Consider the following 19,324-nt stretch of genomic DNA (forward strand, 5'->3'; position numbering starts at 1 on the left):
TCGTTGAGGACAGCGAGCCCTCTTGCCCCCTCGCCCGCTTGCGGGAGAGGGCTGGGGTGAGGGTCTTTCGGGGCAGTATTCGCCCGCCGCGCCCGCGGACCCCGGTAGAGTCCCGGCGATGTCTGGAAGCAAGCAAGCCACGTTGATCGGCCTGACCGCGGTCGGACTCTGGAGCTCCGTCGTCGGCCTGATCCGCGGCGTCAGCGAGAGTTTCGGCGCCACCGGCGGTGCCGCGCTGATCTACACCGTCGCCTCGGCGATGCTGGTCCTGACCGTCGGTCCCACCCGCCTTCGCGAGATGCCGCGCCGCTATCTGTGGATCGGCGGCGGGCTGTTCGTCGCCTACGAGCTCTGCCTGTCCCTCTCCCTCGGCTACGCCAACAACGCGCGCCAGGCCATCGAGGTCGGCATGGTCAACTACCTCTGGCCGACCTTCACGCTCACCGCGGCCATCCTCTTCAACCGGCAGCGCACCAGCGCGCTGATCGTGCCCGGCTTCATCCTCGGCATCCTCGGCGTGTGCTGGGTACTGGGGGGCGATCAGGGCCTGAACCTGGCCGAGATGCTGGCCAACGTGCGCAGCAACCCGCTGAGCTACGGCCTGGCCTTCCTCGGCGCGGTGATCTGGGCCGCCTACTGCACCGTCACCGCCCGCATCGCCGAGGGCAAGAGCGGCGTGACCCTGTTCTTCGCGCTCACCGCGCTGACGCTCTGGATCAAGTACGCCCTGACCGACAACCCGCCCATGACCATGGACCTGCGCGCGCTGGTCCTGCTGGTGCTGGCCGCGTCGGCGATGGGCTTCGGCTACGCGGCCTGGAACGTGGGCATCCTGCGCGGCAACATGACGGTGCTCGCGGGCGCCTCCTATTTCGTCCCCGTGTTCTCGGCGGCCCTGGCCGCCGCGGTGCTGCGGACCCCGCTGTCGCTGAGCTTCTGGCAAGGCGCCTGCATGGTCGTCGCGGGCTCCGTGCTCTGCTGGCTCGCCACGCGCGCCCGGCAACGCCGGACGGCCTAGCCCGTCCGACTTCGCGCCGCGGCCCGTCGGGCCCCAGGCTGCCGTCGCGCCGCGGGCGCGGCGTCGGCGCGGCATCGGTTTCACCAAGAGAAGGAGACCTCCCATGTCGCACCTCTTCGTGCGGCGCGCCGCCGCATTGGCGAGCGCGTCGATCGCCGCCACCCTGAGCGCGTCCGCGCTCGCCCAATCCAGCGCGATCACCCTGTCGGGCATGCTCGACACCGGCGTCTACCGCGACGCCGCCAAGGTCTGGCAAGTCGGCCCGATCCAGCGCAGCCAGCTGCGCCTGGACGGTGTCGAGGATCTGGGCGGCGGCCTGTCCGCCACGTTCGCGCTCTCGCATCGCTTCGACAGCGGCGACGGCAGGCTCGAGTCCTCGACCAAGCCCTTCTGGTACGGCGAGTCGACGGTCGGCCTGAAGGGGCCGTTCGGCTCGGTGCAGGTCGGACGTCGGCTGGACGCGCTCTACAGCCTGGACTGGGAGTTCGATCCCTGGGCCAACTACGACCGCGTGGCCTCGCCGGCCTGGGACCTGTGGCACACGCTGTATCCGTCGGATCCGCGCGGCAACAACGGGTCGGCGGAGTACGGCCGGCTCAACGACGGCGTGTTCTTCGACTCGGCGCCGGTGGCGGGCTTCTCGCTGCACCTGAGCGGCGCGATCGATCGCGACCCGGCCGACAAGGGGCGCGGACGCGGGGCCGCGGTGCGCTATGCCGACGGCCGCTTCAGCGGCGTGCTGGCGCGCCAGATCAACCGTCGAGGGGACACCGTGTCCTTCGCCGGCGCACGGGGCACTTTCGGTGAGGTCGCGCTGATGGGCGCGGTCGACGTGTCCCGGTCGGAGGGATCGACCGCGCGCGCGCTCACGCTGGGCGCGACCTACGCGCTGGGGCGAACGACGTTCAAGGCGGGCTGGGGGCGCTTGCGTGTCGACGGCCGCGCGGCGGAAACCCTGCTGGGCCTGGGCGCCCAGCACGCGCTGTCCAAGCGGACCGCCGTCTACGCCGACCTCGCGTTCAAGCGCATCGCGGGCCGCGACGTGACGCTGCCCGGCGTGGGCATCGCGCACGCGTTCTGAGCCGCGCGGGTGATCGTCGCCAGTCGGCCGGGCGCTCACGCGCGCGACGCGCTGGCCCCGAAGCTCGACGGCGGGGCGCCGAAGTGCCGCCGGAACATGGCCGCGAAGGCGCTCTGGCTGGCATAGCCGCAATCGAGCGCGATGTCGATGACACGGGCCCCCTCGGCGATGCGGCGCAGCGCGAAGAGCAGCCGGGCCTGCTCGCGCCATTGCGCGAAGGTCATGCCGGTCTCTTTCAGGAAGAGCCGGTGCACGGTCTTGGACGACACCCCCAGCCGACCGGCCCAGTCCTGCGCGGTGGCGGCGTCGGCGGGCTTCTCCGCCAGCGCGTCGCAGATGGTCTTGAGCCGGTCGTCCTCGGGCATGGGCAGGTGCAAGGGCAGGGTGGTGGCGCGGCGCAGCTCGTGGATGAGCAGCGCCATCAGCGTGGCCTCGCGGCCGCGCTCCGCGTAGTCGACGGGCACCTGCACGGCGGCGACCAGCAGCTCGCGCAGCAGCGGGGAAACGTTGAGCACGCAGGTCTGCTCGGGCAGGTCGCCGATGCGGGTGGCGTCGATGTAGGCGGTGCGCATCTTCACCAGGCCGGCCATGCGGACGCTGTGGCGCTCGCCGGCGATCAGCCAGAGGGCGCGGTTGGGCGGCACGACCCAGAAGCCGGCGGCGGAGTCCACCAGCATCACGCCGTCGATCGCGTACAGCAACTGGGCGCGCGGATGGCTGTGCCAACCGGTGACCGCGCCGGAGGGGTAGTCGACCTCCATCGCGACGGTCGGCCGCTCCACATCGTGGAAGTCCTGGAACTTGCGGTGTGCGCTGTTCGTCCTCATGTCCCAAAGTCTACAAGTCATGTCGCATTGGCGGGCGACGGACGGTCTCGAGGTGCGTAGATTCCGGTCATTCCCAGGATTCCCTCGCGGATCCCCAGGCGCTCCCGAATTTCAACTTCCCCTCCTTGGCATGACCACCGACACCGCGACCCTCGCCAGCCCGCAGGCGGCGACCCCACCGGCGCCTGCCGCCGCCCCTCAGCACGGCTTCCTGCTGCCCATCGTCGGGGCGGCCGCGTTCGCGCATCTGCTGAACGACCTGATCCAGGCGGTGCTGCCGTCGATCTATCCGATGCTGAAGCTCAAGTACGCGCTGAGCTTCGGGCAGATCGGCTGGATCGCGCTGGTGTACCAGGTGACGGCGTCGCTGCTCCAGCCGTGGGTGGGCATGTACACGGACAAGCATCCCAAGCCCTACCTGCTGCCCCTGGGCATGTGCGCGACCTTCATCGGCGTGGGCTTGCTGGCGTTCTCGACGTCCTACGAGATGCTGCTGTTCGCCGCGGCGGTGGTGGGCATCGGCTCGGCCACCTTCCACCCGGAGGCGTCGCGCGTGGCGCGGATGGCGTCGGGGGGCCGCTTCGGGACGGCGCAATCCTGCTTCCAGGTGGGGGGCAACACGGGCTCGGCGATCGGGCCGCTGCTGACGGCGGCCATCGTGATTCCCTACGGCCAGACCGCGGTGGCGTGGTTCATGCTGGTCGCGGCGCTGGCGATCTTCGTGTTGTCTCGGGTGACGGGCTGGACGCTGAAGCACGGCCACGCGAAGGCCAAGAGCCTGGCGAGCAACGCCGCGCGCGGCCTGAGCAAGCCGGAGGTGATCCGCGCGGTGGTGGTCGTGTCGGTGCTGATGTTCGCGAAGTTCGTGTACATCGCGTCGTTCACGAACTACTTCACCTTCTATCTGATCCAGCGTTTCGGCCTGACGGTGCAGCAGAGCCAGATCTATCTGTTCATCTTCCTGGCCGCGGTGGCGGCGGGCACCTTCGCGGGTGGCCCGGTGGGGGACCGGATCGGTCGCAAGGCGGTGATCTGGGTGTCCTTCCTGGGCGTGGCGCCGTTCGCGCTGGCGCTGCCCTACGTGGGCCTGGCCTGGACGGCGATCCTGGCGATCGCGATCGGTCTGGTGATGTCGTCGGCCTTTGCGGCGCTGGTCGTGTACGCGCAGGAGGCGGTGCCGGGCCGGGTGGGCATGGTGTCGGGCCTGATGTTCGGACTGATGTTCGGCATCAGCGGCATCGGCGCGGCGGGACTGGGTCACCTGGCCGACGTGCACGGCATCGTGTGGGTCTACGGTCTGACCTCGTTCCTGCCCCTGCTCGGGGTGGCGACGGCGTTCCTGCCGGAGACGAGGAAGGCGAAAGCCGCCTGACCAGTGAATGGGCCGACGATGTCGGCCCATTTGCATTTGGGCGGGACAGGGCCGATCGCGACGGCCGCTTGCTGCCCGCTTGATCGGAAAAAGGTGCGATGCTTCAGCCCCCTCATCGCACCCGCCGGAATGAACTTCAAGAAGCCATCGTCTGTCGTGATCGCCGTTGCATTGGCGCTGGGTGTTGTGGCGGGGCTCTACGCTTGGCGTGCGCGGAGCGTGATTGATTCGGGTGTCCAGCTCTCGGCAAGACCTGACACCGTGTCCGCGGCGTCCAGGGCCGAGCCGCTCGGCGGGGCCGAGCCAACGCCAGCGTCGGCGCCGACGGGTACCAAGCTCGAGAAGGGACAGGCGCCCGCGGCGCTGTTCGCGGCAGCGATGTCGAGCTCGGATCCCTACGCCTTGGCAGTGAAGTATCGACATCAGAAGGGGCCGGGGAGCTTCGCGGTCGTCTCTCGATTGGTCGCCACCTGCCACATGGCCTATGGAATGACGATCGCGGTGCTGCCCTTCGCACAGGGGGTGCAGTCGGCGCCCCGCGGGCGGGGCATGCCGGTGAGTGATGAAGGCCTGTCGCCAGCGGTGCTGGCCAGCCGGACGGCGGCGTCGCAAGCGGTCGCCGCGCGTTGTCGTCCGTTCGTCGACGACCGGGAGATTGGTCAGCCCTTGCCGGATGACGCCTTCGGCGTGGCCTACCAGAAGCTGCATCAATTGCCCGCCCGGGTGATGGCGACGCCGGATGACGTGACCAGGATGATCGCCTCGCTCGTGGAGCAGGGGATGCTGTGGGATGCCTGGGGCGAACTGGCATCACCGGACGGTTCGTTCGGCTACTTCGATGGACGGCTGCAGGGCGGTCTGTCGACGGAAGAATTCCATCGGGCAATGGAGCTGGGGGCGCTGCTGGCCACGGCGCCAGCCGAGGGCGGTCGCCAGGACCTGCGGATGTTGAGGGCGTGCGTGTACTCGGCGCAGTGTGATGGGAATCTGGCTGAGCTGGCGGTGGGAGACCTGCCGAAGGGCTCCGAGTCGAGCGCAAGGATCAAGGCGCTGGCGGAACGGATCGCCGCGGCGTTCAAAGCGAATGATCTGGCCGCGTTCAAGGCGAGGTCATGACATCCAGGAGATGCAGAAGATGAACACGACACCGGCATCGGATCGCCGATCACCGCTCCACCTCGGCCTGGTGGGCTGCTCCGCCGAAGGCGCCGCGCTCTGCTACCGGACGATCTTCGCGGAGGCTCCGGCCCTGATGGGCCCGCACGCCCATCCCGAGATCAGCATGCACACCCCTTCGCTGCATCTCTACGTCGAGGCCTTGGAGCAGGGCGATCGCGCCACGGTCGCGGCCTTGATGCTGGCCTCCGCCCACAAGCTGAAGGCGGCGGGGGCGCAGTTGCTGCTCTGCCCGGACAACACGATTCATCAGGCCTTCGACCTGGTCGAGCCCCATTCCCCATTGCCCTGGCTGCACATCGCGCGCGTGGTGGCCGATGAGGCGCGGGCACGGGGCTTCCGACGCATCGGCATCCTGGGGACGAAATGGCTGGTCGACAGCGACGTCTATCCCGACGCGCTCGCCGCCGCGGGCCTCGAGGGCATCAAACCGACCGACGCGTGGCGCGATGAGCTCGGCGCGCTGATCATGAACGAGCTCGTCCCGGGGACCCTCCGCGCGGGCACTGTCGAGCGCTTCCAGCTTGCCATCGACGCGCTCCGCGATCGCGGCTGCGATGCCGTGGTGCTCGGCTGCACGGAGATCCCGCTGATCATCAGCGACGCCAACTCATCGCTCCCGACGCTGGATTCCACGCGCCTCCTTGCGAGGGCCGCGCTCCGTGCATCGATCCAGGGCTTTGCTCAGGGCTGACACCTCGACATCCGCAAGCTCCGCCTCAGACTTGAGGCAGGGACCCTCGCTTGCTGCCGAGCAGTCGCGTAAGCCACCACGTCAGCGCAGCGCCCGCGAGCGCCCCCAAGGCCAGACCGGCCCATGCCAGTGGCCAGCCCTCGCGATCGATGTTGGCGTCGGGGTGCGTGAACAGTGCGATCGCGATACCGCCGATGCCGCACAGCAGCGGCACGAGGATCCAGGCTGCAAAGACAAGGACCTTCTTCATTTGAAGGCCTCCGCCCTTGGGCAGTTGAAGTACAGGCCGGCGTTGCTTCCGCCCGCTTGTACGACCTCTTCGACGAAGCTTGCGCAGTTGTTCGGGAGAACCAACCAGCGCCAGGGAGTCGCCATTAGCTGATCCAGCTTGGCTTGCGCCGCGATCGGATCGGTGATGGGAACGGGGCGGCGGGACAGGACGCGCTTCTTGTTCTCCCGCAGGTAGCGCTGGAATCCCAGCTCCCGCATGAACTTGGGGCGCGAGTAGGCGCCACCGGCCGTGTGGAAGTAATGACCATCAGCGTCGCCGACCTTGAGCACCATGTGCCCGCAGGGATTCGGGAAGGTGCCGCTGACGACGATGGCAGTCGTCGTGTTGAAGTCGAAGGCTCGGGCCAAGCACATGTTCAGCTCATCGCCTTCGTATGGAGGCGGCTTGGTTGCCTTGTCGTTGGCCATCTGCGCTCCTGCTGACGATCTATGGACCGCATAGTCTATGAAGCGGAAGGGCCTTCGGAGTATCCGAAGGTCACGGAATCGTCGGGGCCCAAGGATCTTCGGGAAGCCCTCCACTTGAGACGATTCCAAGCAGACGCCCGAGCTGGTGAACGACTGGCAGGTGCCGACTAGACTCCACCAGCCCCCGTCACCCCAGGAGCCCCCATGCGCAGCGCCTTCCACCTCGCCTATCACGTCCGTGATCTCGACGACTCCCGTCGCTTCTACGGCGGCGTCCTGGGCTGCGCCGAGGGGCGGAGCACCGACACCTGGGTCGACTTCGACTTCTTCGGACATCAGATCTCGCTGCATCTGGGCGAGCCGTTCCCGGTGACCAACACCGGTCGCGTCGGCGACCACCTGGTCCCGATGCCGCATCTGGGCCTGGTGCTCGGACTGGCCGACTGGACGACGCTCGCCGATCGACTGGTCGCCGCCGGGATCAGCTTCGTCATCGCGCCCACCCGCCGCTTCGTCGGCGAGCCCGGCGAGCAGGCCACCATGTTCTTCCTCGACCCTTGCGGCAATCCCATCGAGGTCAAGGGCTTCGCGGACCTCGACAAGGTCTTCGCCTCATGAGCGATCGCGCGTACCGGATCCCGTTCGTCTCCACGCCCGCGAACGAGGCCGGCTGGATCCCCGCGCTCCAGGCGGCGATGCCCGGTGAGCGCATCGTCCCGCTGCGCGAGCTCGACGCGGCCGAGCTCGCCGCCTGCGAGGTCGCCATCGTCGCCAACCCGAGTCCCGAGGATCTGCGTCGGCTGCCGAATCTGCGCTGGGTCCACAGCGTGTGGGCCGGCGTCGAGCGGCTGGTGGCCGACCTCGCCGATACCGACCTGCGCATCGTGCGGCTCGTCGATCCCCAGCTCGCCGAGACCATGGCCGAGGCGGTGCTCGCGTGGACGCTCTACCTGCATCGCGACATGCCGCGCTACGCCCGCCAGCAGCAGTCGCGGCAATGGCAGCCGCTCGAGTACGTGAAGCCTCGCGACAAGACCGTCGGACTCCTGGGCCTGGGCGCGCTCGGCGAAGCCGCCGCCCGGCGCCTGCTGGCGTCGGGCTTTCGCGTCGAAGGCTGGAGCCGCTCACCCAAATCGCTGGCCGGCGTGACCACGCATGCGGGAGCGCAAGGCCTGGCGACGCTGCTCGCCAACACGGACATCCTCGTATGCCTGCTGCCGCTGACGGCGGAGACACGAGGTCTGCTGGACGACGCGGCCTTCGCGCAGCTGAGACTAGGCGCATCGCTCGTCAACTTCGCGCGCGGCGCCATCGTCGAGGACGAGGCGCTGCGGCGCGCGCTCGACGCGGGGCGCGTCGGGCATGCGGTGCTCGACGTGTTCCCGGTCGAGCCGCTGCCCGCCGACAGCTGGCATTGGACGCACCCCGGCGTGACCGTGTTGCCGCACATCTCGGGGCCCACGGATCGCGTGACCGCGTCCGCCATCGTCGCGGCCAACCTCCGATCGTTCCGGGAGCGCGGCGTGATCCCGCCGCATGTGGACCGGGCACGGGGCTACTGAAGTCCCGTTGACCCGCGTCGGGCGGCGTCATGTCGCGTCCTGACACGTCGTTTCGAGCGCGCGCGGTCTGCACTCCTTCACGCCTTCCTCGCATTCGTCGACCCGGGGCGAGGGCGGGGCCATCCGGCTGGAGAGAATCCGCGATCCTGTCCTCTCACGAAAGTCGCGCTTGATTGCTATCCGCTCCGCCGCCGCGCTGTCGCTCGGCCTGATCCTCGGTGTGTCGACGAACGCCTGGGCGGCTCCGCCGCCAGCCGCTTCGGCTTCGGCTTCGGCTTCGGCGCCCGTGTCTGTCGTCGACACCAGGACCCTTGTCACGATGCCGTCGGGCTGGCGGGTCGGCGACAAGGCGAGCTTCGCCATCGAGCGCACGATGTCCAGCCTCAACATGCGGTGGCCGGACTTCCAGCCGCCCATGAAGATCACGGTGGACGCCGAGGTCCTCTCCGTCGGCCAGGATGGCAACGCCGTCCATCGCCTGCACATGGCGGGCCCCGGCGCGCGGTCCATGGGGACGGTCACCGTCGAGGTCGACCTCGAGGTGTCCTCGCGCGGCGAGATTCTGCGTGTCATCAATCTGGATGCGCTCATCGACAAGGTGTTCGGGGGACAGCGCGAGGCGCTCGAGCTCGCGACTCGCGATGCACAGGCCGAGGTGCGCAAGAAGATGATCGAGCGCCTGGAGCACCTGATGTCTCCCGAGGTCGTCAAGAGCAACCTGCTTGAGCTCCCCAGGTGGATCTACGCCGCCGGCCTCGGTGAGCAATACCGCGACGGCACCGTCGGCGACGTGCCCGCTCGCGGGATGGTCCTCGGCACGGACGTCACCATCGACACCGTCAGGCGCTATCGCGTAGAGACCACCGCGAAGACCCGGTCCGCCGTCATCACCACGCTCGAGGAGGTCCCCAGCGACGCCTTGCCCGGCGCGCTGTCGGCCGGGATGGCCGCGATGAACAAGCGGCTGGGTGTCGATGACGCCACCACCGCGTCCGACAAGGCCCGCGCGGGCATGGTCCGCACCTTGTCCGAGCTGAGGATGGGCCTGCGCACCGAGGGCCGTTTCGAGGTCGAGGACGGGCAGCCCTGGCCGCGCGCCGTCACCGAGCGGCGCATCGTCTCCGGCGTCCGGGACGGCAAGCCGATGAGCATGGTCATCGAGACCACGCTGGCGCGGATCGACGGGGCGACGCCCGCGGCCACGCCCGACTCGCAGCGCTGAACGGTCCGGGAGGCGGCATCCTCCCGAGTTCTTGCGCGTTCCCCCCGAGCATCCCGCCGGATCCCCGGCCCGTTCCACCCATCCCGGCGCGAATCCTCCCGAACATCGTTCATGCCCATGCAATCGCGGCTTCGGAAGATGTCCCGCATCCCGGACACGGGTCCGGCGATTCCAGGGAGCATCGAATGGTCAGGGGTACGCGCCGCCAGACGCGCTGGGGCAAGCAGTCGCAACACGCATTCACCTTGATCGAGATCATGGTGGTGCTGGTCATCATGGGCGTGCTCGCCGCGCTCGTCGTCCCCAACCTGATGGAGCGCCCCGACCAGGCCCGCGCCACCGCCGCCCGGCAGGACGTCGGCGCCGTCATGCAGGCGCTCAAGCTCTATCGCCTGGACAACGGCGAGTACCCCAGCGCCGCGCAGGGCTTGCGCGCGCTGGTCGAGAAGCCCACCGCCGGCAAGCCGCCGGCCAACTGGCACAAGTACCTGGAACGCCTCCCCACCGATCCCTGGGGCCGCCCCTACCAGTACCTGAACCCGGGCACCAACGGCGAGATCGACGTCTTCTCCCTGGGCGCCGACGGCGAGCCCGGCGGCGAGAAGGCCAACGCCGACATCGGCTCCTGGCAGCTGTAAGAGAGCCACATGGCGGGCATCTCCACCCGGCGCGGGGCCGGGCGTCGCCTCGACGGCGCGCGGACCGCGCGCGGCATGGCGGTCGTCGCGGTGCTGATGGTGGTCGCGGTGATCGCCGTGATCGCGTCCGCGCTGCTGGGCCGGCAGAGCGCCGTCATCCGCGCCGCGCAATCCGATCAGACCGGGGCGCAGGCGCGTTGGCTGCTGCGCGGCGAGATCGCCCGCGCCCAGGTCTTGCTGCGCGCCGAGGCCCGACGCGAGATCGCCACGCGCCTGGATGGCGCCTGGGCCGCGCCGGTGGCCGGCCAGGCGCTGGGCACCCTCGAGGGCGCGCCGGCCCTGGCCTTCACCGAGATCACCGACGAGCAGGCCCGCTTCAACCTGCGCAACCTGGTGCGAGGCGGGCGTCTGGATGCGGTCGAGGGCGCGGCCTTCCTGCGCCTGTGCGCGATGACCGGCGTGCCGCCCGAGCAGGCCGCGCGCATCGCGCGTCGCGTCGTGACCAGCCTCGCCGAGGCCGACCGCGCCTCCGCCGAGCCGCCGTCCACCGATCCCAAGGAGATGGAGGACTTCGCCCGCGTGGCGGGTCAGCTCGGCGTCGAGGCGCCGAGCGACCGGGATCTGGCGCCGCGACTGCGCGTCGTCGAGGACCTGCTCGGCATGCCGGGGGTGGAGGCGGGCAGCGTCGCGCGGCTGCGGCCTTTCGTCACCGTGCTGCCCCGTCGCACCTGGATCAACGCGAACACCGCGCGGCCCGAGGTGATCGCGGCCTGGGTGCCGGGCCTGTCGCTGGATCGCGCGCGCGAGGTGCTGCAGCTGCGCGATCGCGGCCAGTGGTTCCTCAACCGCGGTGACTTCGTGCATCGGCTGCAGATCCCCGGGCTGGATGACGCCGAGGTCCTGATCGGCATCAACAGCGAGTGGTTCCGGGTGTCGACGGCCCTGCGGATGTCGCGCACGACGTTGCTGATGCAGGCGCTGCTGCATGACGACAAGTCCGCAGTGCCGCGACTCGTCTGGATCAGGGAGGGCGCCTGACATGACCCCCGTGGCGTTGCTTCGGCTGTCCTTGCCGCCGGCCGATCGGATCGAGGATGGCGCGGTCGTCGCGTCGTGGCTGGAGAAGGCCGGTGGCCGGGACCGGTCGAAGGGGCCGGATGTCCCGAGCGGGTCGCCTGGCTCGCACGGGTCGACTCGATCGAGTGAGCGAGCCGCGCGGACCGGATCGGACGGGACGGGGACCTGGCAGAGCGTGCGCTTCGACCGACTGGCCGCGGTGGCCGGCTGCTTCGACGCGCGCCGCGTGGTGCTGTGCCCCCATCCGTCCGACGTGGCGATGACCGAGATCGAGCTGCCCCCGCTGCCGGCCAAGCGCCAGCGCGAGGCGGTGCTGGGCGCGCTGGCGCTCCTGACGCTGGCGGAGCCGGATCAGCTGTCCGTCGCCTACGGGCCGCGCAACGCGGAGGGCCGCGTGCCGGTCGCCTGGATGGACGCCGCGGTGCTCGCCGCGCTGGTGGCAGTGGCGCGCGCGGCGGGACTCGTGGTGCGCGCGGTCGAGCCGCCGCCCGCCGGACTGCCGGCGCCGACCGGCGAGGTGGCCGCGAACGCCGTGCTCATGGAGGACTGGGTGATCATGCGCACGCGCGACGACGAGGGTTTTCTGCATCCGGTCGATGCGCGATCCCACGACCCTATCGCCATCGAGGCGCGCCTGCGAGCGCGACATCCGGACCTGGCCGCGATCCAGTGGCTGAGCGCCGACGAGCCCTGGAACGGCGGCGGCTGGAGCTGGTCCTTCCCGCTCGTGAATGGGGCCGGCGCGGGTGAGGGATCGAGCTGGCTGATGCCGACGCTGGCCTGGTCGACCGTCGCCGCGGCGATCGCCGTGGTCGGGATCAACCTGCAAGCCGCTCGGCTCGCGGCGGAGGGCAAGGCGGTGTCGCGCCAGATGGCGGCCGACGTGAAGGCCGCCTTTCCCGAGGTGCCGGTGGTGCTCAATGCGCTGCAGCAGGCGCGCCAGTTGCGCGACGCGCGCCGCAACGGCGTGATCGGCGGGCAGGGCACTGGCGGCACTCCCACTGGCGCGGGTCTGGATGGGACCGATGCCGCTGCGTTGCTGCGAGCGTCCGCTGCGCTGCTGGTTCAGGCCGAGGGCCAGGTGCAGGCGCTGGAGTTCCGGGATGGTCAGCTGCGCGTGCAGTGGCGCGATGGCAGCGCCTTCGGTCAGAAGGACCTGAGCGCCTTGCAGGCCCGCGCGCAGGAGAAGGGCCTCGCCGTGCAGTCCGAGGGTCATGGCCTGCGCATGCTGGCCGACGCGTCGCAGCCACCACCCACCTCGAGTACAGGCGTCCGCACCGCGCAGGCGAGCGGTGGCGCGACGGCGAAGGCCGCGGGGACCGTGGGAGGCGCGGCGGGCGGCGCCACCGGCGCGCTCGGCGGACCCGGCGCCGCGGGATCGCCGGGCGGATTCGGTGGTGTTGTCGGTGCGCCGGGGGCGTTGGGGACCGCGCCATGAGCGCGCGCAAGCCGTTCGCGTCGCGCGTCATCACCGCGATCCAGCCGCTGCGCGCCCGCGTGACGCCGGTCCTGACACAGGGTCGTCAACGCTGGCTCGCGCTGTCGCCCCGTGAGCGCCAGCAGGTCGGCGCGATGGTGATCGCCGTGGTCGCGACGGCCACGTGGCTGCTCCTCGTCAAGCCGGCGATCGAGTCGACCCGCCACTGGCAGAACGAGTTGCCGCGCCTGCGCTCGCAGGCCGCCGCGCTGAAGGACGTGCTCGCCGACGCGGGCTACCAGCCGGCGAATCCCGCCGACACGCCGCGGGACCGCTTGCGAAGGCTCAAGGAGAGCCTCGCCACCGCGGGCCTGGCGGGGGCCTACACCATGCATGAAGGCCGCGCGGACGCCGGCACCCAGATCCAGATCGAGTTCGCGCCGAGGGTCGACGTCGCCAAGGCCACGGCCTGGATGCTCGCCGCGCCGCGCGCGCTGCGGATGACGGTGAGCCAGTTCTCGCTGCAACGCGGCGATGCGGCCGCCACGCCGCGCGCCGAGGTCCGCTTCACGGTCACCCTGTTGACGGACAACGCCCAATGACGATGAGGGAGTCGAACGATATGCGGTCCATCCAGGATCCGAAGCTGCGTACGTCACGGCGCGGGATCGCGCTGGCGTGCTGCCTCGCGCTGAGCGCTTGCGCCGCCGGCAACGCGGGGACCGTGGCCGACGCGAGGACCACCGCCCATGCCAGGGCCGAGGCCGATGCGAGAACCGACACCGACGCGAGGGCCGCCGACGGGGGGCCTGGCGCCGATGCCGGGCCGCCACTGTTCCGCGACGGGCTCTACCTGCCGAGCACGCGTGCGTCGCAGAACGCAGCGGCCCGCACCCAGCCGGTGAGCACGCCATCGGCCGAGCTCACGCCCGTGCCCGCCACCGACACGCCGACCGCCGCGGGCCTGACGCGGCGGCAGGCGGAGGCGGCGAGCCGGTCGCCGGTGGTCGGCGGCAAGGCCGGCGCGGGCGCGCGTGGCGGCGCGGGCGAGAAGGCCGTGATGAATTTCGTCGACACCGACATCCAGTCGGTCGTCGCCGCGCTGTCCAAGTTCCTCGGTCGCACCTTCCTGCTCGACCCCCGCGTGAAGGGCCAGATCACCGTGGTCTCCGACGGCGAGGTCCCCGCCGCGACCGCGCACGAGATGCTGGTCGCCGCGCTGCGCATGCGCGGCTTCGCGATCGTCGACGTGGGCAACGTCAGCCGCGTGGTCCCGGTCGCCGACGCCAAGCTGCAGGGCGGTGCCGTCAACGCGCGCTCCCCCGGCGGCGGCGTGGCCACGCGCACCATCCGGCTGGCCTACGAGAACGCCGAGGCGCTGCTCCCGGTGCTCAAGCCGATGATCGCGCCCGAGAGCAGCATCAGCGCGCACGCCACCAGCAACACGCTGGTGGTCACCGACTACGTCGACAACCTCGAGCGCATCGCCCGCATCGTCGAGAGCATCGACACGCCGACCTCGCTGGATTCCGATGTCGTCAAGGTCCGCAAGGGCGTCGCCACCGACATCGCGGCGCTGGCCAACGAGATGCTGCAATCCGGCGGCGCCGACAACCGCCGCGACATCGTGCTGCTGGCCGACCCGCGCTCCAACAGTGTGGTCGTGCGCGCCAGCAGCCCGGCCCGCACGCGCCTGGCGCGCGAGCTCATCGCCAAGCTCGACGACGTGCAGGGCGACCCCGGCAACCTCCACGTCGTCTACCTGCGCAACGCGCAGGCGACCTCGCTGTCCAGCGTGCTGCGGGGTCTTCTGACCGGCGACACCGGCACCAGCGCGCTCGGCAGCGGCAATGGCGAGGCGGCGCGCGCCGCGCTGGGCGCCGGCGGCATGCTGGCCGGCGCGGGGGCATCCGGCGGGCGATCGAGCGCCGCCGCCGGCGGATCGGCCGACGCGAGCGCGCGCGGGATGAGCGCCGGCGCGAACGCCGCCAGTTCTCGCTCGCGCGCCGCGGGCGCCTCGTCGTCGGGCGGCGGGGGCGGGCAGGGCGGTCCGGGATCGACCGCCTTCTCCGCCAACGGCGTCACCGTCCAGGCCGACGCCACGACCAACTCGCTGATCATCGCGGCGCCGGAGCCGATGTACCGCAGCATCCGCCGCGTCGTCGACATGCTGGACCAGCGCCGCGCGCAGGTCATGGTGGAGAGCCTGATCGTCGAGGTGTCCGAGCAGGACGCCGCGCAGCTGGGCGTGCAGTGGATGCGCAACAACGGGCGCTTCCTGGGTGGGGTGAACCTGGGCGGCGCGGGGCTCAACGTCAACGCGCGCAACTCGATCGACCTGCTGCCCGGCGGGCTCAACCTCGGCATCATCGACGGCAGCCTCAATCTGCCCGGCGTGGGCCAGATCCTCAACCTCAACCTGCTGGCGCGCGCGCTGCAGACGCAGGGCAAGGTCAACGTGCTGTCCACGCCCAACATCCTGACGCTGGACAACGAGTCGGCCTCCATCATCGTGGGCAAGACCGTGCCCTTCGTCAGCGGCCAGTACATCACCCCGGGCGGCGGGGGCTCCGACAACCCCTTCCAGACCGTCACCCGCGAGGACATCGGCCTGCAGCTGCGCATCCGCCCGCAGATCTCCGAGGGTGGCACCGTCAAGCTGGACATCTACCAGGAGGTGTCCAACATCGACGACCAGAACTCCAGCACCGCCGGCATCGTCACCAACAAGCGCGCCATCGACACCAGCGTGCTGCTGGACGACGGCCAGATCATGGTGCTGGGCGGGCTGCTGGAGGACAGCGTCAACACCTCCGAGCAGGCCGTGCCGGTGCTGGGCGCGATCCCGGTGCTGGGCCACCTGTTCCGCTACGACAAGCGCCAGCGCGCCAAGACCAACCTGATGGTGTTCCTGCGGCCCTACGTGATCCGCGACGCCAACGCCGGCCGAGGCCTGACCCAGGACCGCTACGACTTCATGCGCACGCAGCAGAGTCGCGCGCAACCAGGCAGGCACCTGGTGTTGCCGGACGTGCCGGCGCCCATCCTGCCGCCGGCCGACGTGCCCATGCTCAACCGCCGCTCCAGCCTGGACCTGCGGCCGGAGCAATGGCCGGAGACGCGCGATCAGCCCGCGCCCACGACCGCGCAATCACGGGAGACCCGTGAGCGTCCCGCGGCCGGCGAGCCGCTGGAGCCGCCGGTCCGATCGCGGCTGCCGGGCAACGTGGCGGTGACGGCCGATCCGACGGTGCTCTACGCGACGCCCGACAGCAACCGCACGGTGCTGCAGGTCGCGGACGTCGCCGATCAACAGGACGCGGTGCGCATCGCCAAGCGGGTGCGCGTCAGCGGGCTCTCGGCCTACATCGTCTCCGGGCCCGGCGGCGCGGGCTACGCGGTGCGGCTGGACTCGCCGCGCGACGCGCGCGCCGTGGACACGGCCACCAGCGTGCTGCGCGAGCTCGGCTATCGCCCCGAGATCGTGGTGACGCCATGAGCGCGCTGCCGCATGCGTGGGCGCGGGCGCATCGCGTCGTGGTGACCGCGGACGAGCCTCGCGGCGATGGGGCGCATCCCGGTCTCCGCGTGGAAGGCGGGGGCGCGCGTGTCGCCGACCGTCCGGCCGCGACCGGGGAGGTGACCGGGACGGCGAGCGACGTTGCGCCGATCTCCGGCGCGGTGCTGGTGCTGAGCCCGCGCACGCCGGGCTGGGCGCTGGCGGAGGCTCGCCGTCGCACCGGCGTCCAGGCCTGGCGCGAGGTGGCGGACGAGGAGATGGACGCGCTGCTCGCCGCGACCTACGCGGAGACGGGCAGTGCCGCCGACGTGGTCGGCGCGGCGGAGTCGGAGGTCGACCTCGAGCGTCTGCTGCAGGACCTGCCGGCCATCACCGACCTGCTGGACGCGCAGGACGATGCGCCGGTGATCCGCATGATCAACGCGCTGTTGACGCAGGCCGCGCGCGACGGTGCCAGCGACGTCCACTTCGAGGCCTTCGAGACGCACTCGGTGGTGCGCTACCGCGTCGACGGCACGCTGCGCGACGTGGTGTCGCCGCGCAAGGCGCTGCATGCGGCGCTGATCTCGCGCATCAAGATCATGTCGCAGCTGGACATCGCGGAGAAGCGCATCCCGCAGGACGGCCGCATCACGCTGCGCGTCGGCGGACGGCCCATCGACGTGCGCGTGTCCACGGTGCCGACGGTGCACGGCGAGCGCGCGGTCCTGCGCCTGCTGGAGAAGGACGCCGGCCGTCTGCGCCTGGACCGCCTGGGCCTGGCCCCCGACACCATGGCGGCGCTGACGCGACTGATCCGGCAGCCGCATGGGATCGTGCTGGTGACCGGTCCGACCGGCAGCGGCAAGACGACGACGCTGTACGCGGCGCTGGGCCAGCTCGACAAGAGCGTGACCAACATCCTGTCGGTCGAGGATCCGGTCGAGTACGACCTGCCCGGCGTCAACCAGATTCCGGTGCACGCCAAGATCGGCATGAGCTTCGGCGCGGCGCTGCGAGCCGCGCTGCGGCAGGACCCGGACAACATCATGATCGGCGAGATCCGCGACCTGGAGACCGCGCAGATCGCGGTGCAGTCCTCGCTGACGGGGCACGGGGTGCTGGCCTCGCTGCACACCAACGACGCGGTGTCGGCGGTCACGCGCCTGACCGACATGGGCATCGAGCCTTTCCTGCTCTCGTCCTCGCTGCTGGGCGTGGTGGCGCAGCGCCTGGTGCGCTGCCTGTGCCCGCACTGCAAGCGCGAGCGGCCCCAGCCCGACGGCGCCGTGCACGGCGAGCCGGTGGGCTGCGCGCAGTGCAACCACACCGGCTTCAAGGGCCGGACCGGCATCCACGAGCTGTTCATCGTCGACGACGAGGTGCGGCGGATCATCCACGACGGCGGCAACGAGCACGCGCTGCGCGAGGCCGCGCGGCGCCGCGGCATGCGCAGCATGCGCGAGGACGGCCGGCGCTGGGTCGACGCCGGCATCACGACGCCGGACGAGATCCTGCGCGTCACGCGCGACGACGAGTAACGGAAGGGCTGACGCAACCCGCGGGCGTCGTGCGTGGCCCCGACACCGATGTCCCGGACGACGACGGATCACGCCTCTCCCGCTGGCGGACGACGACGGATGACTCCCTCTCCCGCTGGCGGGAGAGGGCAGGGGTGAGGGTGGCCCGCAGTACGCCGGTTTCAGGCATGTGGGAACGACGGAGGGCGCGATGCCACGATTCCAGTACGAGGCGGCCGACGCGAGCGGCCGGATCCAGTCCGGCGCGCTCGACGCCGATTCCGAGCGCGCCGCGCGGCTGCAGCTGCGTGAGCGCGGCCTGTCCGCGCTGGGCGTGCGCGAGAGCGCCACGGCGGCGAGTGGCGGCGTGGCCTGGTTATCCCCGCGGCTCGGCGGCGCCGACCTGTGCTGGGCCACGCGCGAGCTCGCCAGCCTGCTGGGCGCGCGCCTCCCGCTGGAAGCGGCCCTGACCGCCACCATCGAACAGGCCGAACGCAAGGTCCTCGTGGACGCGCTGACGGCGGTCTGCGACCACGTGCGTGGTGGCATGCGCTTCGCCGATGCACTGGCGCAGCGGCCCCGCGACTTCCCGGCGATCTACCGCGCGCTGGTCAGCGCGGGCGAGGACTCGGGCGATCTGGCCCGCGTGATGGAGCGGCTGGCCGACTACCTCGAGAACCGGGACCAGCTGCGCGGCAAGATGCTGACGGCCTTCATCTATCCGGCGGTGGTGGCGCTGGTGTCGGTGGGCATCGTGATCTTCCTGCTCGGCTACGTGGTGCCGCAGGTGGTGAGCGCGTTCACGCAGGCGCGGCAGGACCTGCCCACGCTGACGCGGGTGATGCTCGACGCCAGCGGCTTCCTGCGCGAGTGGGGCTGGATCGCGGCGGGCGCGATGGCCGGCGCGGTGGTGGTGGCGCGGCGCGCGCTGCGCGACGCGGGCCGTCGGATGCGTTGGCACGCGGCGTTGCTGCGGGCACCGCTGATCGGCCGCTACGCGCTGGGCGTGGACACGGCGCGCTTCGCGTCGACGCTGGCCATCCTGATGGACGCGGGCGTGCCGCTGCTGCGCGCGCTGGACGCCGCGCGCGAGACCATGAGCAACGACCGCCTGAAGCACTGCGCGGCGGACACCACCGCGCGCGTGCGCGAGGGCGCGCCGCTGGCGGCGGCGCTCAGGCAGCAGCGGCTGTTCCCGACGAACCTCGTCCACCTGGTGGCGAGCGGCGAGAAGACCGGCGCGCTGGCGCCGATGCTGGACCGTGCGGCGGCCAACCTGTCGAGGGACCTGGAGCGCCGCGCCTCGCGGCTCACGGCGCTGCTGGAGCCGCTGATGATCCTGGGCATGGGCGGCGTGGTGATGCTGATCGTGCTGGCGGTCCTGCTGCCGATCATGGAGATCAACCAGATGGTGCAGTGACGCGGGAGCGTCGCGATCCGGGCGTTCTCACGAGCGAATCGCCGGTGTTCGGGAGGATCGCGCCGGCTCGGCGTGAGGAAGCCGATGGGCAGGCGTCGGGAC

At 71.0% G+C, this 19,324-nt stretch carries 19 protein-coding genes; 15 read left to right on the forward strand and 4 right to left on the reverse strand.

The window, feature by feature from the left end; genetic code table 11:
• Positions 1–118: 118 nt before the first annotated feature.
• Together yddG and MCHT01_RS05895 are read left to right on the forward strand one after the other, a co-directional pair.
• Positions 119–1,018 carry an aromatic amino acid DMT transporter YddG gene (gene yddG, locus MCHT01_RS05890; protein ID WP_067063657.1) on the forward strand — a complete coding sequence of 300 codons (900 nt, stop codon included), beginning with the start codon at positions 119–121 and terminating at the stop codon, positions 1,016–1,018.
• 103 nt (positions 1,019–1,121) lie between these two features.
• The gene (locus tag MCHT01_RS05895) at positions 1,122–2,099 is read left to right on the forward strand and encodes a porin (RefSeq protein ID WP_067063659.1); all 978 of its coding nucleotides are present in this window, start codon (positions 1,122–1,124) and stop codon (positions 2,097–2,099) included.
• A gap of 35 nt (positions 2,100–2,134) precedes the next feature.
• On the opposite strand, the gene MCHT01_RS05900 is transcribed toward MCHT01_RS05895, so the two are convergent.
• Positions 2,135–2,926 (reverse strand): AraC family transcriptional regulator, encoded by a 792-nt coding sequence (locus MCHT01_RS05900; RefSeq protein WP_067063661.1) that lies wholly within the window; start codon positions 2,924–2,926, stop codon positions 2,135–2,137.
• A 130-nt stretch (positions 2,927–3,056) separates the two neighbouring features.
• Here MCHT01_RS05900 and MCHT01_RS05905 point away from each other — a divergent pair, with 130 nt between their 5' ends.
• The 3 genes from MCHT01_RS05905 (at position 3,057) to MCHT01_RS05915 (ending at position 6,168) form a co-directional block, all read left to right on the forward strand.
• On the forward strand, positions 3,057–4,298 hold the full coding sequence (locus tag MCHT01_RS05905; RefSeq protein WP_067063664.1) for an MFS transporter: 1,242 nt from the start codon (positions 3,057–3,059) through the stop codon (positions 4,296–4,298).
• 129 nt (positions 4,299–4,427) lie between these two features.
• A complete protein-coding gene (locus MCHT01_RS05910; protein ID WP_148661413.1) occupies positions 4,428–5,414 on the forward strand; it encodes a hypothetical protein in 987 nt (328 codons plus the stop codon).
• Between the two features lie 19 nt (positions 5,415–5,433).
• Complete coding sequence (locus MCHT01_RS05915) at positions 5,434–6,168, forward strand: aspartate/glutamate racemase family protein (RefSeq protein ID WP_067063712.1); 735 nt, start codon at positions 5,434–5,436, stop codon at positions 6,166–6,168.
• Between the two features lie 25 nt (positions 6,169–6,193).
• Here the strand turns inward: MCHT01_RS05915 and MCHT01_RS05920 are convergent, their stop codons facing one another.
• A complete protein-coding gene (locus tag MCHT01_RS05920; protein WP_067063670.1) occupies positions 6,194–6,418 on the reverse strand; it encodes a hypothetical protein in 225 nt (74 codons plus the stop codon).
• Positions 6,415–6,867 carry a hypothetical protein gene (locus MCHT01_RS05925; RefSeq protein ID WP_067063673.1) on the reverse strand — a complete coding sequence of 151 codons (453 nt, stop codon included), beginning with the start codon at positions 6,865–6,867 and terminating at the stop codon, positions 6,415–6,417. The genes MCHT01_RS05920 and MCHT01_RS05925 overlap by 4 nt, the downstream gene beginning before the upstream one ends.
• A 204-nt stretch (positions 6,868–7,071) precedes the next feature.
• On the opposite strand from MCHT01_RS05925, the gene MCHT01_RS05930 reads away from it, so the two are divergent.
• The gene (locus MCHT01_RS05930) at positions 7,072–7,485 is read left to right on the forward strand and encodes a VOC family protein (protein ID WP_067063674.1); all 414 of its coding nucleotides are present in this window, start codon (positions 7,072–7,074) and stop codon (positions 7,483–7,485) included.
• The gene (locus tag MCHT01_RS05935) at positions 7,482–8,429 is read left to right on the forward strand and encodes a 2-hydroxyacid dehydrogenase (RefSeq protein ID WP_067063677.1); all 948 of its coding nucleotides are present in this window, start codon (positions 7,482–7,484) and stop codon (positions 8,427–8,429) included. Before MCHT01_RS05930 ends, MCHT01_RS05935 begins: the two co-directional genes overlap by 4 nt.
• Positions 8,430–8,456: 27 nt before the next feature.
• Here the strand turns inward: MCHT01_RS05935 and MCHT01_RS26040 are convergent, their stop codons facing one another.
• Entirely contained in the window at positions 8,457–8,792 is a 336-nt protein-coding gene (locus MCHT01_RS26040) for a hypothetical protein (RefSeq protein ID WP_148661414.1), read from the reverse strand.
• 10 nt (positions 8,793–8,802) lie between these two features.
• On the opposite strand from MCHT01_RS26040, the gene MCHT01_RS05940 reads away from it, so the two are divergent.
• From MCHT01_RS05940 to gspF, 8 genes are all read left to right on the forward strand, one after another.
• Positions 8,803–9,651, forward strand: coding sequence for a hypothetical protein (locus MCHT01_RS05940; RefSeq protein WP_148661415.1), 849 nt, complete (start codon positions 8,803–8,805; stop codon positions 9,649–9,651).
• A gap of 185 nt (positions 9,652–9,836) precedes the next feature.
• Positions 9,837–10,289, forward strand: a complete 453-nt coding sequence (gspG, locus tag MCHT01_RS05945) for a type II secretion system major pseudopilin GspG (RefSeq protein WP_067063681.1) — start codon at positions 9,837–9,839, stop codon at positions 10,287–10,289.
• A gap of 9 nt (positions 10,290–10,298) precedes the next feature.
• Positions 10,299–11,327 carry a type II secretion system minor pseudopilin GspK gene (gene gspK / locus MCHT01_RS05950; protein ID WP_067063683.1) on the forward strand — a complete coding sequence of 343 codons (1,029 nt, stop codon included), beginning with the start codon at positions 10,299–10,301 and terminating at the stop codon, positions 11,325–11,327.
• Position 11,328: 1 nt separating this feature from the next.
• Positions 11,329–12,804 carry a type II secretion system protein GspL gene (gene gspL / locus MCHT01_RS26680; RefSeq protein ID WP_245643173.1) on the forward strand — a complete coding sequence of 492 codons (1,476 nt, stop codon included), beginning with the start codon at positions 11,329–11,331 and terminating at the stop codon, positions 12,802–12,804.
• A complete protein-coding gene (locus MCHT01_RS05960) occupies positions 12,801–13,385 on the forward strand; it encodes a type II secretion system protein M (protein ID WP_067063687.1) in 585 nt (194 codons plus the stop codon). Before gspL ends, MCHT01_RS05960 begins: the two co-directional genes overlap by 4 nt.
• A 20-nt stretch (positions 13,386–13,405) precedes the next feature.
• Complete coding sequence (gspD, locus tag MCHT01_RS05965) at positions 13,406–16,282, forward strand: type II secretion system secretin GspD (protein WP_084451991.1); 2,877 nt, start codon at positions 13,406–13,408, stop codon at positions 16,280–16,282.
• A complete protein-coding gene (gspE, locus tag MCHT01_RS05970) occupies positions 16,279–17,823 on the forward strand; it encodes a type II secretion system ATPase GspE (protein WP_084451993.1) in 1,545 nt (514 codons plus the stop codon). The genes gspD and gspE overlap by 4 nt, the downstream gene beginning before the upstream one ends.
• Positions 17,824–18,013: 190 nt before the next feature.
• The gene (gene gspF / locus MCHT01_RS05975) at positions 18,014–19,222 is read left to right on the forward strand and encodes a type II secretion system inner membrane protein GspF (RefSeq protein ID WP_067063690.1); all 1,209 of its coding nucleotides are present in this window, start codon (positions 18,014–18,016) and stop codon (positions 19,220–19,222) included.
• Positions 19,223–19,324: the final 102 nt, after the last annotated feature.

The sequence above is a fragment of the Mitsuaria chitosanitabida ATCC BAA-476 = NBRC 102408 genome (assembly GCF_001598255.1).
Classification (GTDB): domain Bacteria; phylum Pseudomonadota; class Gammaproteobacteria; order Burkholderiales; family Burkholderiaceae_C; genus Roseateles; species Roseateles chitosanitabidus.

What these genes read in the sequence shown, in the direction of transcription:
- yddG (WP_067063657.1), top strand. Translation starts at nt 119, where the DNA reads ATGTCTGGAAGCAAGCAAGCCACGTTGATCGGCCTGACCGCGGTCGGA.
- MCHT01_RS05895 (WP_067063659.1), top strand. Translation starts at nt 1,122, where the DNA reads ATGTCGCACCTCTTCGTGCGGCGCGCCGCCGCATTGGCGAGCGCGTCG.
- MCHT01_RS05900 (WP_067063661.1), bottom strand. Translation starts at nt 2,926, where the DNA reads ATGAGGACGAACAGCGCACACCGCAAGTTCCAGGACTTCCACGATGTG.
- MCHT01_RS05905 (WP_067063664.1), top strand. Translation starts at nt 3,057, where the DNA reads ATGACCACCGACACCGCGACCCTCGCCAGCCCGCAGGCGGCGACCCCA.
- MCHT01_RS05910 (WP_148661413.1), top strand. Translation starts at nt 4,428, where the DNA reads ATGAACTTCAAGAAGCCATCGTCTGTCGTGATCGCCGTTGCATTGGCG.
- MCHT01_RS05915 (WP_067063712.1), top strand. Translation starts at nt 5,434, where the DNA reads ATGAACACGACACCGGCATCGGATCGCCGATCACCGCTCCACCTCGGC.
- MCHT01_RS05920 (WP_067063670.1), bottom strand. Translation starts at nt 6,418, where the DNA reads ATGAAGAAGGTCCTTGTCTTTGCAGCCTGGATCCTCGTGCCGCTGCTG.
- MCHT01_RS05925 (WP_067063673.1), bottom strand. Translation starts at nt 6,867, where the DNA reads ATGGCCAACGACAAGGCAACCAAGCCGCCTCCATACGAAGGCGATGAG.
- MCHT01_RS05930 (WP_067063674.1), top strand. Translation starts at nt 7,072, where the DNA reads ATGCGCAGCGCCTTCCACCTCGCCTATCACGTCCGTGATCTCGACGAC.
- MCHT01_RS05935 (WP_067063677.1), top strand. Translation starts at nt 7,482, where the DNA reads ATGAGCGATCGCGCGTACCGGATCCCGTTCGTCTCCACGCCCGCGAAC.
- MCHT01_RS26040 (WP_148661414.1), bottom strand. Translation starts at nt 8,792, where the DNA reads ATGGCGAAGCTCGCCTTGTCGCCGACCCGCCAGCCCGACGGCATCGTG.
- MCHT01_RS05940 (WP_148661415.1), top strand. Translation starts at nt 8,803, where the DNA reads ATGTCCAGCCTCAACATGCGGTGGCCGGACTTCCAGCCGCCCATGAAG.
- gspG (WP_067063681.1), top strand. Translation starts at nt 9,837, where the DNA reads ATGGTCAGGGGTACGCGCCGCCAGACGCGCTGGGGCAAGCAGTCGCAA.
- gspK (WP_067063683.1), top strand. Translation starts at nt 10,299, where the DNA reads ATGGCGGGCATCTCCACCCGGCGCGGGGCCGGGCGTCGCCTCGACGGC.
- gspL (WP_245643173.1), top strand. Translation starts at nt 11,329, where the DNA reads ATGACCCCCGTGGCGTTGCTTCGGCTGTCCTTGCCGCCGGCCGATCGG.
- MCHT01_RS05960 (WP_067063687.1), top strand. Translation starts at nt 12,801, where the DNA reads ATGAGCGCGCGCAAGCCGTTCGCGTCGCGCGTCATCACCGCGATCCAG.
- gspD (WP_084451991.1), top strand. Translation starts at nt 13,406, where the DNA reads ATGCGGTCCATCCAGGATCCGAAGCTGCGTACGTCACGGCGCGGGATC.
- gspE (WP_084451993.1), top strand. Translation starts at nt 16,279, where the DNA reads ATGAGCGCGCTGCCGCATGCGTGGGCGCGGGCGCATCGCGTCGTGGTG.
- gspF (WP_067063690.1), top strand. Translation starts at nt 18,014, where the DNA reads ATGCCACGATTCCAGTACGAGGCGGCCGACGCGAGCGGCCGGATCCAG.